Origin of the sequence: Marinomonas sp. BSi20584, from assembly GCF_002792415.1 — a bacterium.
In the GTDB taxonomy this organism is placed as follows: Bacteria; Pseudomonadota; Gammaproteobacteria; order Pseudomonadales; family Marinomonadaceae; genus Marinomonas; species Marinomonas polaris.
In genome coordinates this window covers 1-16533 of sequence record NZ_KZ454895.1, presented here as the reverse complement: position 1 = coordinate 16533, position 16533 = coordinate 1, and the positions used below count along the sequence as shown (strand labels likewise).

Below are 16533 nucleotides of genomic sequence, written 5' to 3'. Positions count from 1 at the left end.
TAGTGCTTACTCCAAAATATTAACCGAAGCAGAATTAAGACAGATTCTGCTCAAAATCGTTGTAACCGAATTCCCTTACAAGCTCGATGCTGCCATCCAATTGGCGTATGGCAATAGACGGCATTTTGACACCGTTAAACCAGTTCTTTTTAACCATGGTGTAACCAGCTGCGTCTTGGAAAGACAGGCGATCACCCACTTGTAGTGCTTTATCAAATTTAAATTCGCCGAAAATATCGCCTGCTAAACAGGATTTTCCGCAAATCATGTATTCATGTTCGCCATCACAAGGAGCCATCTTAGCGTTTTCACGGTAGATTAGTAGGTCCAGCATGTGAGCTTCAATAGAGCTATCAACAACGGCTAAGTTTTTGCCATTAAATAGTGTGTCTAATACTGTGACTTCTAGAGTGGTGCTTTTTGTAATGCTGGCCTCACCAGGTTCTAGGTAGACCTGAATGTCGTATTTTTGGGCAAAATCTTTTAGGCGTTGGCAGAACTTATCAATTGGGTAACCTTCTCCAGTAAAGTGAATGCCGCCACCAAGGCTGACCCATTTTACTTGTTGGATCAAATGGCCAAAACGTTCTTCGATAAGATTTAGCATCTCATCAAAGCGTTCAAAACTGTTGTTCTCACAGTTATTGTGGAACATAAAGCCAGATATATAGTTAATTACAGTTGCGATTTTTTCTGGATCCCACTCTCCAAGACGGCTAAAAGGTCGTGCTGGATCGGCAATCAAAAATTCAGAGGTGCTTACTTGAGGGTTAACACGCAAACCACGGGTCTTGTCTTTACTAGCTTCTTTAAAACGATTGAATTGACCAATGGAGTTGAAAATGATTTTGTCAGAGTGATCTAGTACTTCTGCGATTTCATCGTCGGAATAGGCCACGCTATAAGCATGCGTTTCGCCTTGAAACTTGGTTTTCCCTAATTTGACTTCGTATAGAGAAGAAGATGTGGTGCCATCCATGTAGTCTTGCATTAGGTCAAATACAGACCAAGTTGCAAAGCATTTTAGAGCTAACAGAGACTTGGCTCCAGACTGCTGGCGCACATAAGCGATCTTCTCTAAGTTCTTCAGAAGTGCTGCTTTATCAATAAGGTAATAAGGTGTCTTGATCATGGCAACCTGCCCGTTAGTCAAAACGGTGTATTCTAGTGCAAAGGAGGGGGCTTTTTCTAGCTCAATAAAGGTATTTTACAGGGCTTTTTATGACATTTTGACGACTTTTACTAGGATTTGTCCTATGCCCATCTTTCTGTTGCTCATATTTCACTATAGAAGATGAACCGATCGGTGATTTTTCCTTAGTATTGGAGATAAACTAGTTGGATTTTTAAGACATTTAATCATTCATGGGATGACCGTAATGAATAATAGGCCTCTTGAGTATTTCCCTCTATAATCCTGCGCTATAAATTATAGTCCAGAGGATCGGATCTTTTAGGATTGCGAGTATTGTATTGCAGTAATCGCGTATAGACAGTTGAAAGATTTTTAAAGTGTAGAAGGAACATCTTAGTATGTTGATTTTAGTGATGGGGTTGGTAATTTTCTTTTTTGTGCATTCGGTTCGTTTAGTCGCACCGAATTGGCGTGAAAAAAGTATGGCAATTCATGGTGAAATGCGTTGGAAGATGCGCTTTGGTATGATCACCTTGATTGCCGTTGGCCTGATTGTTATGGGGTATTCTCAAGCGCGCCTTGAACCTGTTTGGTTATGGTTTCCTCCAGTATGGACGCGGCACTTGGCAGGCCTATTAGTATTGGTTGCTCTTTTCTTTGTCGGTTCTGCTTTAGTGCCGAACACGACGATGAAAAAGAAAGTGGGTTACCCAATGATTATCGCTATTAAAATCTGGGCATTTGCTCATTTAATCAGCAACGGAAGCTTGGCTGATGTAATACTCTTCGGAAGCTTCTTGGTTTGGTCTATTGTTAGCTTTGCCGTTTATCGCCGTCGTGATAGAAAGGCAGGTGTAATACGTGATCAAGAAGCTGGTGTTCAGTTTGATTTAGCGGCTTTCACTTTTGCTATGGTGACTTGGTTTGCTATTGCTTTTTACCTACATCAGGCAATCATCGGCGTTTCACCGTTGGTTTAATGTTTTGTTAAAGAACACAGAAAGTTAAATTACAAAAGTTAAAGTACAAAAAAACGCCCTATCATGAAATGAACTTAATGATAGGGCGTTTTTATTGATGTCAGTGAATTAAGTTCTAAAGTGATTGATGTTTTTAGTCAGGTCATCAGCCAGTGATTTTAGTTCTTCAGCACGAGCGGCACTTTCAACCGCAAGCGTTACTAGCTCTTTAGAGCCTCGCTGAATATCAGTCGTGTTTTGATTTACCTCTTCGGTCACACTGGTTTGCTCTTCAGTTGCCGTCGCAATCTGTGCCGCGCGATCATTGATTGTTGCAACCGATTGTTGGATTTTGTCTAGGCTGTCTTTTGCCTGATTGACGTCTTCAACGCTATTGTTTGCTCTAGTATGACTTAATTGAATTTTGCCTACTGCGTCTTTAGTGATTTTTTGCAAAGACTCAATCATTTTTTGAATTTCTTCAATTGAACTATAAGTACGTTGTGAAAGTACTCTTACTTCGTCAGCAACCACTGCAAAGCCTCGGCCTTGTTCACCTGCCCGTGCAGCTTCGATTGCAGCGTTTAATGCTAATAAATTAGTTTGTTCTGCGATTCCCGAAATCGTCGTTAAGATGGTATTGATGCCATCAGCATTTTTGCTTAGATCGTTAATAACATTGGCAACCTCTTGAATATCAGTAGCTAGTGTTCTGATACTTTCTTGGCTTTTAAGTACTTGAGTTTGACCTATATTACCTGCAGCTACTGTCTCATCAGCATTTATTGCGGTATTGGTTGCGTTGTTAGCGATTTCTTGTGTTGCTTGCGACATTTGATGAATAGCAGTAGCAACCATAGAAATATTATGCTGCTGCTCTTCTAGTTTTAGCGAACTATTTTGTGAAGAGTCGTGAGCAATACTGGCTTGGCTTGCCAATTCGTGACCAATTTTTTTAAGATGAGAGACCGTTCCGTGTAGTAGTACGACAAACTTGTTAAAATTGTCGACCAAAACGGCTATTTCATCTTTAGAGCTTGCAGTTAATCGTTGTGTTAAGTCGCCTTCACCTTGGGCGATTTGCGCCATACTGTCAGACACCCGGCGCAAGTCTTTCAGTAAAAATCGGGTAACTTGAACTGCTATCAATACAGCAATCGAGAGCAAAATAAACACAGCAATAATAATATTAGTACCTAAGCTAACAAGGGGGGCATTTAGAACATTTTTGTCCATCATCAACCCTAAAGCCCAAGGGCTGCCTTTTATGTTGCTGGCATACATATCTATATCTTTGCCGTCTAATTTAAGCTCGGTAAAAATGGCTTGATTACGAACTTTTTTGAAAAAATCGCTGGTTAATACTGGAGACAAATCCATAGCATCTTTTAATATGTGTTTTGTGTTTGGGTGAGCGATGATTTTGCCATTTCCATCGAATAACACGCTATAACCATTACCTGCGACTTTCATCGCTAAAATACTATCTAAGACGCTGTCTAAAAAGACTAGACCACCGATAGCGCCAACAAACTTGCCATTAATCGTAATAGGTTCGACAAACGTCATAGAGAGTTGTTTGGTAGCCGCTGATATGTAAGGTGCTGTTACATAAGCACTGTTTTTAGCTTTGGCATCCATGTACCAGCTACGATTGCGAGGATCGTAATCTGCGCTATTTAGAGATGGATCATGGCGATACATGTCTCCATTTTCTAGACCCAAAAATGTCATACCAAACCCTAAGCTAGCTTGGGCTTGTTGTAAGATATTCTGGATATCTTTTTCATTTAGGTTAGGGCTTTCTTGTAAAGAAGTTTCTATCTTTTGTTTGATGGCTTGCATGGTGCCGATACGATCCCCAAACCAGCTATTTATATAAGTCGAAATAGCATTTGCTTGAGAGCCGGCTTCTGATTTTATACGGGCATCGCTATCTGATTTTAAGGCGTAAAGAGAAACGCCACCAACTCCGATAGCGACGATAATGGCCACAATTATGGACTGGAGGGTAATTTTAGTTTGTAACGAAAAGAGCATCCTTTTTCTCCTATGAAATATATTAGGTACACTAACTATCTTGTGTGCCGTATTTAAGTAAATTTAAAAGAATGAGCATTCTCTATTATTTAGAATAGGCTTGCTATGGGGATATAGTGACTTGATAGTTTTGATACTTTTGAATCTTTCTGTTATCGTCCGCGACCCTTTTCTATTAGCGATAACAGGTAAATATTAGATGATTTGTGGATTTGATTACGGAACATCAAATTGTGCATTAGGTATTGTGCAAGATTCGGCTGTGCGTTTGGTCGCTTTAGAAGGAGAACATGCTTTTTTACCGTCTACTTTATACGCTTTAGATCGAGACTTGATTACCGAAGCGGTCGGAAGAGGCCTTCAAGATATTCATTCAAGACAAGCCTTCGCAGAATTGCGTATGAATGCTTTAACACGGGCTAAGCGTGCGCGTTATGAAGAAGATATTGCAGATGAAGACCAAACGTTATTTTTTGGGCGCGCTGCGTTTGACGAATACTTTCAATGGCCTGAAGAAGGCTACTTCGTAAAATCGCCTAAGTCATTTCTAGGTGGCGCTGGACTGCGTTCCGAGCATATTCATTTCTTTGAAGACGTTGTGACTGTGATGATGCAGAACATCAAACAGCGCGCCGAAAAAAGCTTGGGTGCAGAAATTACTCATACCGTCATTGGTCGTCCTGTCAATTTTCAAGGTCTTGATGCAGAAGTCAGTAACCGTCAAGCGCTTGAGATCCTTACGACAGCAGGTAAACGTGCAGGTTTTAAAGAAATTGAGTTTCTGTATGAACCGATTGCTGCTGGTTTGGATTTTGAAGTGAAACTGGCTGAGAATAAAACCGTATTGGTTGTGGATATTGGTGGTGGTACCACCGACTGCGCGATGGTTCGTATGGGGCCTGACTACCTCAAAAAAGAAGACCGTCGTAGTGATTTTCTAGCTCACACTGGTGAACGAATTGGTGGTAATGATTTAGACATACAGATTGCAGGCAAACACTTTATGCCGTTATTTGGTATGGGTTCGCTACTTAAGACGGGGTTGCCAATGCCGACTCAACTGTATTGGAATGCAGTCACAACGAATGATGTGTCTGCCATCGCGACCTTTAATAGTATGGAAACAAAGAATCAAATAAATCAGCTACGTTTAGATGCTGCACAGCCAAAGTTGATTGAGCGCTTCTTGCGCATGCGAGAAGAAAAACATAACTATCATATCGTGCGTAGTGCAGAAGAGGCGAAAATAGCCTTATCTGATGCTCAGAGTTATCTTGCTTCATTGGATTATATTGAATCGGAGTTAACTGCTACTGTTACTCGTGAGGAACTGACGAAGTCAATTGCTTCACCTTTAGAAAAAATGCTGAACTTGATGACTGCTGCGATAGAGCAGGCAGGTGAGAAACCAGATTTGATCTATATGACAGGTGGTTCGGCAAAATCCCCGGTGATTCGTGAGGCTATTCAACAACGTATTGGTGATATTCCTGTTTTGGATGGCGACCACTTTGGCAGTGTGGCGGCAGGCTTAACGGTATGGTCTGAGCGTATCTTTAGATAAAGGTGGTTTTTTATCTTTTCAAACACTTTGATTTGATAAAAAGTTTGGTTTTTTATCCTGGGGATCTATCGAATTGATGTCGCTAGTAACTTTAGTTTTTCCATTATTGAGCAAAGATAATGCTGATATAATGTTTATCTACTAAACATTATTCACGGGGTATGCACTTGTTTAACGCTTTATTAATTCAAATAAGAGATCTTTTTGCGTGGAGTGATGTTAAGCGTCCCTGGCACCTGGCGGTCCTTGCTGCAGTCTGTGTTGGTATTCCTGCCTTGATTGGCGCGGCGACAGACCAATTCGCAGTGGCGACATTGTCTAGCTTAGGGGCAATGGTCATTTTGTATTTGCCTAAAACGCGTACTGCACATCGAATGGTGACGCTAGCCATGTGCTCATTTGGCTTTATGGTGTGTTTTACCATTGGTTCTCTGTCCAGTTTTAACTCTTACGTTGCAGCTTTTGCTCTTGGGGCGCTGTCCTTTGGCGCTATTGTTATTACTCGATATTATCGCTTACCGCCTCCAGGTAGCTTTTTCTTTATTCTCGTTTCCGCGTTGGCGATTTATTTACCTTTTGATTTAGGTAAATGGTCATCGAATATCGGCATGGTTGCTTTGGGTGGGATGCTATCTTGTGGTCTGGCGTTTATTTATAGCTTAATGACAGGCGCAAATGATTTACCAGCAACAAAAGTTGAAACAGACACTCAGGTGAATGCGATTATTTTAGAAGGCGCATTAGTGGCTTTCTTTATATCTTTCTCTTATTTATTGGCTGTGTTACTGGCTTTACCTAACGCACTTTGGGTACCTATTTCATGTGCGGCTATTTTACAAGGTGCCACTTATCGAATGATCTGGCACCGAAATGTTCATCGCATTGTTGGTACCGCAATTGGTATGGGTGTCGCTTGGTGTTTGTTTTCTTTGCAGCCGAATTATTGGGTTTTAGCGTTAAGCATGATCTTCTTTCAATTTGTCGTGGAATTATTGATCGTCAAAAACTACGGCGCAGCGGTGATTTTTATTACTCCGTTAACGGTCATTATGGCTGAGTTTACTAGCGCTAATATGAGTACTGCCGTTTTACTAGAGCATCGATTGGTCGATATTTCTATTGGTAGTGCTATTGGAATTATTGGCGGAACTATCTTTCATCGAACATCTTTGCTGAAGAATATTGAGTCGCGTATGAATGCTCGCAGTTCTTTATCTGGACGTAAACCTTCTTAAAACTTTTTCAGACTAACAAACCTAGATGAATGCCTTTCTTCTTTGTATGAAGGGTGTTCGTTAAGCGTTCAGTATTTCCATCGCTTTAGTTGCTTAAATTTAAGTTAAACCGTACGCTTCGAATCTCTGGTAATCGGTTATTAATCTTGCATTAAAATAATGAATACCAGTTCTTGTGAAGGTGCCCTAATGGGTGAAACGGGAAACAGGTGCGCTCTTTGTTAAGCAATCCCTGTACTGCCCCCGCAACGGTAAATAAGTGATGTATTTTTCTTACTCCCACTGTCCATTGATAGAAATATCTTTGAATGGGAAGGGACGAGAGTTTTAGAAATACAGATCTGCAAAACACTTATCAGTCCGGAGACCGGCCTTCATTAATTAGGACTTTTCTTGTCGGCAAGCTTTGTCATGCGAAAGTCCGTTAATTTGAATCATACGGGTGAGTATGAAGCATATTTTGGAGGCACATAGTGCATATTGAACCTGGCGTCGTTGACGGCGCAAAAATCGTTTTGAGTTACGCTACAGCGTTGGCCGCTTTTGGATTTTCTGCTAAAGCTTCTATCGACATGATAAAAAAAGACGGCTTTATGTCTTTAATCGGTCGTAGTACTTTGACCACACTTTTTGTTTTTGCCTTTTTTGAACTCTTGCCTCATCACGCCGTCGGAGTGTCTGAAGTGCATCTCATATTAGGTTCAACGCTGTTTCTAATCTTTGGCCCAGCCGCAGCTTCTGTTGGCTTGATATTAGGTTTGCTAACGCAAGGAGTCTTCTTTGCTCAGTTTGACCTGCCTCAATATGGCATGAACGTGACGACCTTATTGTTACCTCTGTTTGCCATGTCTGCTGTTGCCCGTCGTACGATTGTTGAGAATACGGCTTATGTCGATATTAGCTACAAGCAAGCATTGAAACTGTCCCTAACTTACCAAGGCGGTATTGTCGCTTGGGTGGCTTTTTGGGCGTTTTATGGACAAGGTTTCGGTGCCGAGAACGTAGCGGCTGTCGCGACGTTCGGTATGGCTTACCTTAGTGTTGTACTGATCGAGCCGATTCTAGATCTTGCCGTATTGGCTGGGGCGAAAAGCTTACATCGCTTTAAGAACTCGTCTTTGTTTGAAACGCGTTTGTTTAACTAAGTAGAAAGCACAGTTCCAAATGCCCGCTCTGTTTACCTATAGTAGAAACAGAGCGGGCATTTTTTTATTGTCGGCGTTTATATCGACCATGCTCGTTAACAAATTCCAAAAAAGCTCGGTTGGCTTTCGATAAGTAACTGTCTTTGCGCCAAGCAATACCAAGATCTAGCCAGATTGGTGGATCAAAAGAACGAGTGATGAGGTCATCGTCTTCTTCAATAACCATGGCGAGTAAAGTAGAGATGCCAAAGCCTTGCTGAGTGATGGATTTGATCAATGGAATCAAATTGGTTTCAAAACCAATTTTGGGCGTTTTTTTACAGGCTTTAGCCAGCTTATCGACGATACGGCGATGAAAGTAACCTTCTTTAAACATGACAAGCTCTTCATCGAAAAATGCCTCTGGTGAGATTTTTTCTAGTTGGCTGAAAGGGTGATCAGTTGCTATTGTGACGAGCATTTCTTCTCGGATCAGCGCTTGAGTTTCCAAACCATCGGGGAGCGTTTCAGCAACGATAACACTAAGATCTAATTCGCCATTTTCGAGCATTTTTTGCAGCTGCCAGGTTCCGCCTTCGATCACTTTGAGCATAATAGTGGGGTACTTATGACGAAATGCCATCAGAATGGGTGGAAAGTAATAGGAGCCCAGCATACTAGGAATTCCCACTCGTACTTCGCCTTGGCTCAAACCTTTTAGCTCGCTCATTTCTAATAAGGCATCATCGGTAGCTTGAATGATTTTTTCTGCATGTATCAGCAGCTTTTTGCCTTCGTCAGTTAGACCAATATTTCGATCTGCCCGATGGATTAAGGTTAGGCCCAAATCCGCTTCTAGTTTTTTGATTGCCATACTAACAGCGGGTTGAGCAACGCCAAGCTGCTGGGCTGCTTTGGTAAAGCTTTCTGTTTTTGCGATGGCAATGAAATAACGTAGCGGCTTAATGTCCATCAATAACCCTTATGGATTGGATAAAATGAATATATTTTATTGATAAAATGGCGAGGCGTATAGTATCGCAATAATATTTGTTTGATTTGTTTTTGATGTCTGTGGAGTTTTGCTGTGATAGAAGTAGGTAGTTCGGTATTTTGGCGAGGAACCTTGGCTCTAGTCATTGGCTCTTTTATGATTTTTGCCAATGTGTACGTGACGCAGCCTTTGTTACCCATGATCGCTAACGAGTTTTCTATTAGTCCACTGCAAGCTAGCGGTAGCTTTACTATTACAACTCTTACGTTGGGCATATCCTTGCTTTTCTACGGTCCAATTTCAGATGCCTTAGGTCGCAAAGGGATTATGGTGATGACCATGGTTGGTATTACTTTAACCACCTTTTGTTTGTCCCTAGTACAAAGTTACGAATCATTATTGGCATTGCGTGCCCTGCAAGGTTTTTTTCTAGCTGGGTTGCCTGCTATTGCCGTTGCTTATTTGGGCGACGAATATACACCAGAAGCTTTGATGGTTGCTGTTGGCTTGTACATCAGCGGAAACACGTTAGGCGGCATTGGTGGTCGTCTGATTGGTGGTTTTGTTGGTGAATGGCTAGGGCGTTCCGCAACCTTTGGGGTAATGAGTGTTATTAGTCTGATTTGTTTATTGGCTTTTTTCTTTCTATTACCAAAATCACAACATTTCGAAGCAAAACCGCTACGCGTTGGTCATATCTTGATGAACATGAAGAGCCATCTGCAGAATCGTCGCTTATTAACCAGTTATTTCATCGGTGGTTTTAGCTTCTTCATTTTTATCAACCAATACAGCTACGTGACCTTCGTTTTGGAAGCCGCACCTTATAACTTAACCGCTAAATATGTTGGCTTGCTTTTCCTTACCTACTTGTCAGGCACATTGGGTTCAGCTATTTCGGGCAAACTTGCCAAACGCTGGAGTCAGCCAAACATTATGGTACTAGGTACCTGTATTTTCATGTTTGGTTCTTTAGTCACTCTTGGTGATTCATTATTGGCGATCATAGTGGGCTTATTGATAAACAGCTTTGGCTTCTTTTTGTGTCATTCAACGACTAGTAGTTTTGTGAGCCGCAACGCCAAACACGCCAAAGCCAGCGCATCTTCCTTGTACCTAGTGTTTTATTATCTAGGCGCCAGTCTTGGCGGGTTTTATCTTGATCCTTTCTGGCAAGCGGATGGCTGGACCGGCGTCATCATGGGATCTTGGTTAGTATTGGGTGTCGTCGTATTGGCGGGAGTTAGCTTGATTCGAGGACAAAAAGCCGTGCAAGCGCAGAGCTATTGATTGCGTCGTTGATCTAATTGTTGAGCTGTACATAAGCTCAACAAAGGGCGTTGTTAACCTAATTCAACGCCTGCATTTTTAAGTCTTCGATACTCTGCCAATGCCACTTTATCTGCCTCAATATCTAGAGGATTGGAATTAAGTGAATGCCAACTCACTTCGTCTGCCTCTAGAGACAATATTTCACCTTCCCAACGATTAGCAACGTAATAGTGAATGAGTTGAAGCTCGCCTGTTGGATGATAAAGAGAGCACAAGTGAACATAAGACTTTGGGACAATATTTAGCTCTTCTTTTAGCTCTCGTAACAAAGCCTGTTCCTGTGTTTCCCCCAGCTCCATGTGACCGCCAGGAATAGCAATCAGACTTGGATCATACTCCTTGTCCTTGGCGCGTTTCTCTAACAACACCTGATCGTCTTTTAGCAATATAAAAGAGACACATTCATGAACTTGCATTTAGATAACTCCTATTATTTGTTAAGAACCCAGCGAAAAGCTGTCATAAATAGTCTATTAAAATTACCATACTCGTTATTACATAATCGAATGCTTCAAACAGAGTGAAATATGAACACTAAAATATACAAAGAAGTGCTTTTTTTAGCCAAAGAACTCATGACTTGTGCTAACAAAAAAGACCAAGCGGGCTTTGATGCTTATTATGCAGAATTGAAAGTCATCTGTGACGACAACGACGGCACAGACAAAGATCATCCAGTGCAGTGGGAAACCCTTGGTGACTTTACCGACGATTTAGAACAGGCGATTGTTATCTACGATAAAGCTTTAGAAAAAGCCGCGGCAATCAACTCAAAAGACTATCTATCCTCCATTGGCTTCGCTGCCGCTCAACTAAAAATAGAGCTTGGCGATAACGCTAGTGCCATTGAATACCTTGAACAAGCTAAAATTCACAGCAATAAAATCATTGATAAAGAGCTAAAAGCGGAAATCCACGACGTGCTATTTGATCTGAAAAAAGCTTAAAGAAACAAGAGAGAAAAGAGACAAAGAATGGAACGTCCTACCAAGGAACAGATCAGCGAATTACCCTTATATATTGGCCTTGGTCTTTCCGACATCTACATCGTTGAAAACGAACTTGATGCCGCACAAGCCATAAAAGAGCTAGAAAACGAGACTTCTATCGGATTCGATACCGAAAGCAAACCGATTTTCCAGAAAGGTCAAGTTAGCCCAGGCCCATCGCTCATCCAACTGGCGACAGAGTCAAAAGCGTTCCTATTCCCAACTCGATTTCCTTCGGCTGTCGCTGCGGCCAAGGAAATACTAACCAACTCGAAGATCAAAAAAATCGGCTTTGGTATAAAAGACGACAACAAAGAACTGCGTAACAAACTCAACATCGATATCACCAACACGCAAGATTTGTCTGTCACCTTAAAGCAACTCGCCGGAGAGAAAAACAGCATCGGCGCCCGCGCCGCCGTCGCCATGGTACTCGGAAAACGCCTTGGCAAAGGCGCCCAAAAATCCAACTGGGGCGCTTATCCACTGAAAGAAAACCAGATTCTTTATGCAGCTAATGATGCGCATTCGGCTATATGTGTGGAGAGGGCATTGGTTTCATCGAGGCCTTAGTCTCTTCCCCTTTTCAAGGGGAAGACGGAAGATGGGGTTATTGGTTCCATTCAAACGCTTTGTATTCCCGACCTTTATTTCCGCTCTGCTGAGCGGGTAACTTTTTGCAAGCGCCCAAAAAGTAACCAAAAATTCGCTTTAAGATCTTTAATGCCTGATTTTCTTCATAAGTGCATGATTGCTACCTACGCTCGTTATATCGTAAGGCATAGATTGTTTATTTGGTGGGAGATAGATTGTCAAACAATGACTCTGAAACTCCATAAAGTCGCGCAACTTCGTTGCGTCGAACTGAGTTCATCAGTGATGCTGGTTTTTCGTAGGGCGTCATGAGCGAAGCGTGATGCGTCGTTAGGCATTATGGTCAGACAAACATGTTTAATTATTATCTGGGCTTAATTGTTCTTTCGGGAGGGGATGTGGTTGATGCGTGTTGCTGCATTTGTGGCGATTTGCTACAGTTCTTGTATGACACTTAGGAGATTTTATTATGTCTACAGCAAGTATTCGACTTGACCAAGAGCTGGTTGATAAAGCGGCCATCATGGCGAAAGCCTTAAACCGAACAACACCTAAGCAAATTGAGCACTGGGCGAAAATCGGTGAAATGATGGAAGATAATCCTGATTTACCTTATGAATTTGTAAAACAAGCCATCATTGCCAAAGCGGAAAAAGAAGCCGGAAAACTTGAGGCTTATAGCTTTGGCTAACATTACTCAAGTTCTTCAAACAACTACCTTTAAAAAAGCGGTAAAAAAACTGCATAAAAACCAAAAAGTGGATCTAGATAACGCGATCAGAGAATTGATTAAAGATCCGCTTCTAGGGCAACAAAAGAAAGGCGATTTATCCTTCCTTCGTGTCTATAAATTTAACATGGTGAAACAACTTACATTACTTGGCTACAGCTACGAAGATGGCACCCTTACACTCGAACTCATGGCGTTAGGTAGTCATGAAAATTTTTATCGTGATGTGAGAAATATTGTTTGAGAAGCTATGAAATGAAGACATAGATTGTTTCGGATGGTGCTAAAAAGGGGGAGATTGATACTGAAATTCCATAGATTGGCGAAATCGGCTCACTAACATAAAACCCGTGAACAGATTTTGTTGGATGGAGAACAAAAACGTAGGGCGTCATGAGCGAAGCGTGATGCGCCGTTGAGCATTATGGTCAGACAAATATGTTTAATTTTTATCTGAGCTTAATTGTCACTAACATGTTTAATTTTCATCTGGCCCTAATTGTTTTAATTGTTATTTCCACAAAATTTTCCTAAAAACATAACGCCGCAATAAAGGTGAGCGGTAGTGAGTCAAGCCTGCGCCTTTTGCTGGCGATTTTTTATTACCTTGTTAACCATTTTGATTGCCACGACGCATGTTGAACAGCATTTTTTCATTCACTTTGACGCGTGTTTGAAGCTGTTTCACTGACAGTTTTATCTTCCGTATAGTATCGATGGAAAAGTTGTACTCCCACTCATTAATCCAGCCGTTTCTATATGCATGGATTATAGCTTCGGCATTGAGTGATTTCTCATTATCTTTACGCACACGCTTAACAGCTTGGAATATTTTATCCGAAGGCAGTCCTATGAACTTTTTAACGCAGCAGTTTCCAAGCGTAGCTTGGTTATGATTATGATTGTTTTGTAATATACATATTTCAATGATTGGGAAGTGGCCACACAAACAGCGTTCAGGCTCATCTGCCTCATATATTTGTGCCAACGACCATTCGAGCTTCGCGGCATCCCAAACCTTGGATACTGAAAGATCTATGATTTCTTTCATAAGCTTATACTCGGACATATCTCTCCCAGATGGTTAACGATTAAACTCAGCGACTGCGCGTTAGCGCAGTCGGCTTGAGTGCTTTGTTATGCATTTAGCTCTTTTGCCAATTACATAAGAAATTGCTTTTCTTTCTTTTTACTATAAGACCATGTAAAGCCAACAGTTTTGAATAAATTATCTTTCACATTAAAAAAGTCAAAGCGGTCAAAATATATTATGCTAGAAAGATCATTTGTCATGTTTTCAGATGAAGTAGATAATATTGTTTTATCTCGATCATAATAATAATTCCACCATTCATTTGGATCAGTATAGATTTTTTCAAAAAGATGGGTAAAAGTCTCAATCCTGTTAACAAGATGAGCTCGATTAATCCTCATTCGAGGGATTCGATCAAAATCGTTCTCAGAAAACACTTTAAATGCCTTTTCCGTGATACCTATAACTCTCCAAGGGTTATCTGACTCGGCTAATAGTTCAGTAATTAATCGTGCTTTTCTTTTTGTTGGAATCTTCATTTTTGAGATAAGTAAGTAGTCATGATGAAGATCTATGATTGAAAACATGTTCTCTCTGCTTATTTCAGGTTAACGCTGCAAGAAATATTGCGGTTGTGTCGAATGGGGCTTCTGAACGTTCGCAACATGCACGTCTCGCACGAGACGCTATGATTGCGATTGTTGGTTTTGCTTTGCATGCTTTTCATTATGTACTATAAATCTCGCTCTATCATAGAGTTCATCGTAAGTAACTAGTTCTACATTTCTTGAGTCTCTACGAAACAATTCTAACGTTTTTTCTTTAATCCGCTTAATTCCGGTAGAGTCATCTTTTATTTCTGACCAAGATCCCAATATCAATATGGTTTTAGAGTCATAAGCTTTTTGCTTAATTTCTTCATAGTCATCACCTATAAGCTCTTTGGTAGTTTCAATTTTAATTTGACCACTAGCTTTTTGCTCTAGAATTTGTGAGTAGGCATCGATAAGGTTATTTGATAAACTCCAACAATTAGACCTGTTTTTTGACTTATTGAATAAGTTCGTAGTCGGTAGTTTCAACTCCACAAAAGTAGTAAATCTCCTATCACCCAATAGAAAGTCTGATATAACTTCATCTTTACCTGCAGCATTTGACGTTGAAGCATGAAATTCTTTTTGAAGGATTCCTTGAAATCGATAATCTAGGCCGTAACCAAATATCCATTCATTGGAACTGAAAAAATGCTGCCAAGCTGTTTCATCTTTAGTGTTTGGTGTATCTATTTGCTCTTTATATGCTGACAAGCCATCTTTATATAATAACGACTCAAACACCTCTAATTGGTGCTTTCTGTAACCGGTATTAACAAGATCTTGATTTGTAATTAGACCTTTATCTAATAGATCGTAAACCAAGTCTCCCCCATCTTCACCACTAAGCAAAGTGGCGACTTTTGCTTTGGTTTCCGAATCTAAAATGCTTAATTCGTCATCGGCTAATGATATTCGGCGTTTAGTAATATCTTTGAAGTCCAGCTCCTGTATGAACTCTAAGAAACAAGTAAGTTGTTCCAAGTTAAACTTAGATAACTTCACGCGTTCTTTTTCTTTACCAGAGACCACTTTAATAATTTCAAATCCTTCAATATTGTCTTTATCTTTAAGATAGATAACCTTGAAAGAAGTTCTTGCTGCTAATTTTACATGAGTTTCATTTTGGTCTGAAAAAATAACTTGAAAAAAACGACCTCCACCAAAATCATGGGTTATACAAATGTTCTAACCTAGAGTTTAAAATGACATCCTCATCAGTCAATGGTGGTAGTGTGAAATCATCCATATTGACTCCGTTTTTATGAAAAAAATTTAATGAACTAATATTTTTATCGCAAGTGCGAATTGAGCTAATTTCAAAGCTTCTGAAGAAGAAATTAAATCCTGAAAAAATGAGCATGCGCGTTTACGCATTTATCTCCAGCATATTATTTCGTCTTCCGATATGCTTATTCATTGATATTAGGAGACTTTTTAATTTGCTGCCAGTACAAATACGCAAAACACGACTATTCAAAACTGGCAAACCGAGCCAAAATTTGGCAACCGTAAAAATAAACTGCATATACACCCATAAATTGCTTTTTAAAATTCAGTCAAAAAAAGGTAGTTTCTTATCCTAGCCCATAAGAGATTGATTCCCGCCTTCGCGGGAAGGACTTATCTACGCAGGGGTTTTTAGTGGAAACAATGAAAGCTTCGCTTTCAGCGGCACATTACGCTGCGCTTATGATGCCCTACGAAAGAGCTGCATCACAGATGAAGTCAGTTCTACGCAATCCTGATTGCGCGACCCTATGGAGTTGCAGGGGCAGTTAAAAATACTCTTCCTTAAGCCTGTAAAAACAATCTATGCCTTACGATAAAAAATCGTCTTGCCAAACTTAATAATAAACAAAGTGAATCAGAAGTTTGGGCGACAGCCCGACAAAAGATTTTTTGGTTACTTTTGCATCGATTGGCAAAAATAACACGCCCAGCAGGGCGGAATAAAGGTTGGGAATACAAAGTGTTTGAATGGAACGTCAATTCCGCGTCGGGCTGAAGCCGCGACCTACTTCACAATGAAAGCTTCGCTTTCAGCGGCACATTACGCTTCGCTCATGGTGCCCTACGCCCCCCAGTTTCCATTATGAAGTCAGTTCGACGCGACGAAGTTGCGCGACTTTATGGAGTTTCAGAGTCATTGTTTGACGAGCTATCTCCCACCGAATAAACAATCTATGCCTTACGATAAAAATCGTCTTG

At 40.7% G+C, this 16533-nt stretch carries 16 protein-coding genes and 1 riboswitch; of the genes, 9 read left to right on the top strand and 7 right to left on the bottom strand.

Going from position 1 to position 16533, the window contains the following annotated elements:
• Positions 1–34: 34 nt before the first annotated feature.
• Positions 35–1132, bottom strand: coding sequence for a carboxynorspermidine decarboxylase (gene nspC, locus TY87_RS19690; protein ID WP_072837733.1), 1098 nt, complete (start codon positions 1130–1132; stop codon positions 35–37).
• A 401-nt stretch (positions 1133–1533) separates the two neighbouring features.
• On the opposite strand from nspC, the gene TY87_RS19685 reads away from it, so the two are divergent.
• The gene (locus TY87_RS19685; RefSeq protein ID WP_072837734.1) at positions 1534–2115 is read left to right on the top strand and encodes an NnrU family protein; all 582 of its coding nucleotides are present in this window, start codon (positions 1534–1536) and stop codon (positions 2113–2115) included.
• 108 nt (positions 2116–2223) lie between these two features.
• Here TY87_RS19685 and TY87_RS19680 read toward each other — a convergent pair whose 3' ends face one another.
• Positions 2224–4134, bottom strand: a complete 1911-nt coding sequence (locus tag TY87_RS19680; protein WP_100188366.1) for a methyl-accepting chemotaxis protein — start codon at positions 4132–4134, stop codon at positions 2224–2226.
• A 199-nt stretch (positions 4135–4333) separates the two neighbouring features.
• Between TY87_RS19680 and yegD the strand changes: the two genes are divergently transcribed.
• From yegD to TY87_RS19665, 3 genes are all read left to right on the top strand, one after another.
• The gene (yegD, locus tag TY87_RS19675; protein WP_100188365.1) at positions 4334–5698 is read left to right on the top strand and encodes a molecular chaperone; all 1365 of its coding nucleotides are present in this window, start codon (positions 4334–4336) and stop codon (positions 5696–5698) included.
• A 167-nt stretch (positions 5699–5865) separates the two neighbouring features.
• The gene (locus tag TY87_RS19670; RefSeq protein WP_425435097.1) at positions 5866–6933 is read left to right on the top strand and encodes an FUSC family protein; all 1068 of its coding nucleotides are present in this window, start codon (positions 5866–5868) and stop codon (positions 6931–6933) included.
• A gap of 162 nt (positions 6934–7095) precedes the next feature.
• A riboswitch (cobalamin riboswitch) is annotated at positions 7096–7323 on the top strand.
• Positions 7324–7406: 83 nt separating this feature from the next.
• Positions 7407–8078, top strand: a complete 672-nt coding sequence (locus TY87_RS19665; RefSeq protein ID WP_100188364.1) for an energy-coupling factor ABC transporter permease — start codon at positions 7407–7409, stop codon at positions 8076–8078.
• A 64-nt stretch (positions 8079–8142) separates the two neighbouring features.
• Here the strand turns inward: TY87_RS19665 and TY87_RS19660 are convergent, their stop codons facing one another.
• A complete protein-coding gene (locus tag TY87_RS19660; RefSeq protein ID WP_100188363.1) occupies positions 8143–9030 on the bottom strand; it encodes a LysR family transcriptional regulator in 888 nt (295 codons plus the stop codon).
• Between the two features lie 114 nt (positions 9031–9144).
• On the opposite strand from TY87_RS19660, the gene TY87_RS19655 reads away from it, so the two are divergent.
• Positions 9145–10341, top strand: coding sequence for an MFS transporter (locus TY87_RS19655; RefSeq protein WP_072837739.1), 1197 nt, complete (start codon positions 9145–9147; stop codon positions 10339–10341).
• 53 nt (positions 10342–10394) lie between these two features.
• Here the strand turns inward: TY87_RS19655 and TY87_RS19650 are convergent, their stop codons facing one another.
• On the bottom strand, positions 10395–10799 hold the full coding sequence (locus TY87_RS19650) for an NUDIX hydrolase (RefSeq protein ID WP_072837740.1): 405 nt from the start codon (positions 10797–10799) through the stop codon (positions 10395–10397).
• 111 nt (positions 10800–10910) lie between these two features.
• On the opposite strand from TY87_RS19650, the gene TY87_RS19645 reads away from it, so the two are divergent.
• The 4 genes from TY87_RS19645 (at position 10911) to TY87_RS19630 (ending at position 12940) form a co-directional block, all read left to right on the top strand.
• Complete coding sequence (locus TY87_RS19645) at positions 10911–11330, top strand: Rpn family recombination-promoting nuclease/putative transposase (protein ID WP_072837741.1); 420 nt, start codon at positions 10911–10913, stop codon at positions 11328–11330.
• 27 nt (positions 11331–11357) lie between these two features.
• Positions 11358–11945 (top strand): 3'-5' exonuclease, encoded by a 588-nt coding sequence (locus TY87_RS19640; protein ID WP_100188362.1) that lies wholly within the window; start codon positions 11358–11360, stop codon positions 11943–11945.
• Positions 11946–12435: 490 nt separating this feature from the next.
• Positions 12436–12657, top strand: a complete 222-nt coding sequence (locus TY87_RS19635) for a TA system antitoxin ParD family protein (protein ID WP_100188361.1) — start codon at positions 12436–12438, stop codon at positions 12655–12657.
• The gene (locus TY87_RS19630) at positions 12650–12940 is read left to right on the top strand and encodes a type II toxin-antitoxin system RelE/ParE family toxin (protein ID WP_100188360.1); all 291 of its coding nucleotides are present in this window, start codon (positions 12650–12652) and stop codon (positions 12938–12940) included. The genes TY87_RS19635 and TY87_RS19630 overlap by 8 nt, the downstream gene beginning before the upstream one ends.
• A gap of 366 nt (positions 12941–13306) precedes the next feature.
• Here TY87_RS19630 and TY87_RS19625 read toward each other — a convergent pair whose 3' ends face one another.
• From TY87_RS19625 to TY87_RS19615, 3 genes are all read right to left on the bottom strand, one after another.
• A complete protein-coding gene (locus tag TY87_RS19625; RefSeq protein ID WP_100188359.1) occupies positions 13307–13765 on the bottom strand; it encodes a hypothetical protein in 459 nt (152 codons plus the stop codon).
• A 92-nt stretch (positions 13766–13857) separates the two neighbouring features.
• Positions 13858–14316 (bottom strand): hypothetical protein, encoded by a 459-nt coding sequence (locus TY87_RS19620; protein ID WP_100188358.1) that lies wholly within the window; start codon positions 14314–14316, stop codon positions 13858–13860.
• A 99-nt stretch (positions 14317–14415) separates the two neighbouring features.
• Positions 14416–15327, bottom strand: a complete 912-nt coding sequence (locus TY87_RS19615; protein WP_198432145.1) for a Shedu immune nuclease family protein — start codon at positions 15325–15327, stop codon at positions 14416–14418.
• Between the last annotated feature and the right edge of the window lie 1206 nt (positions 15328–16533).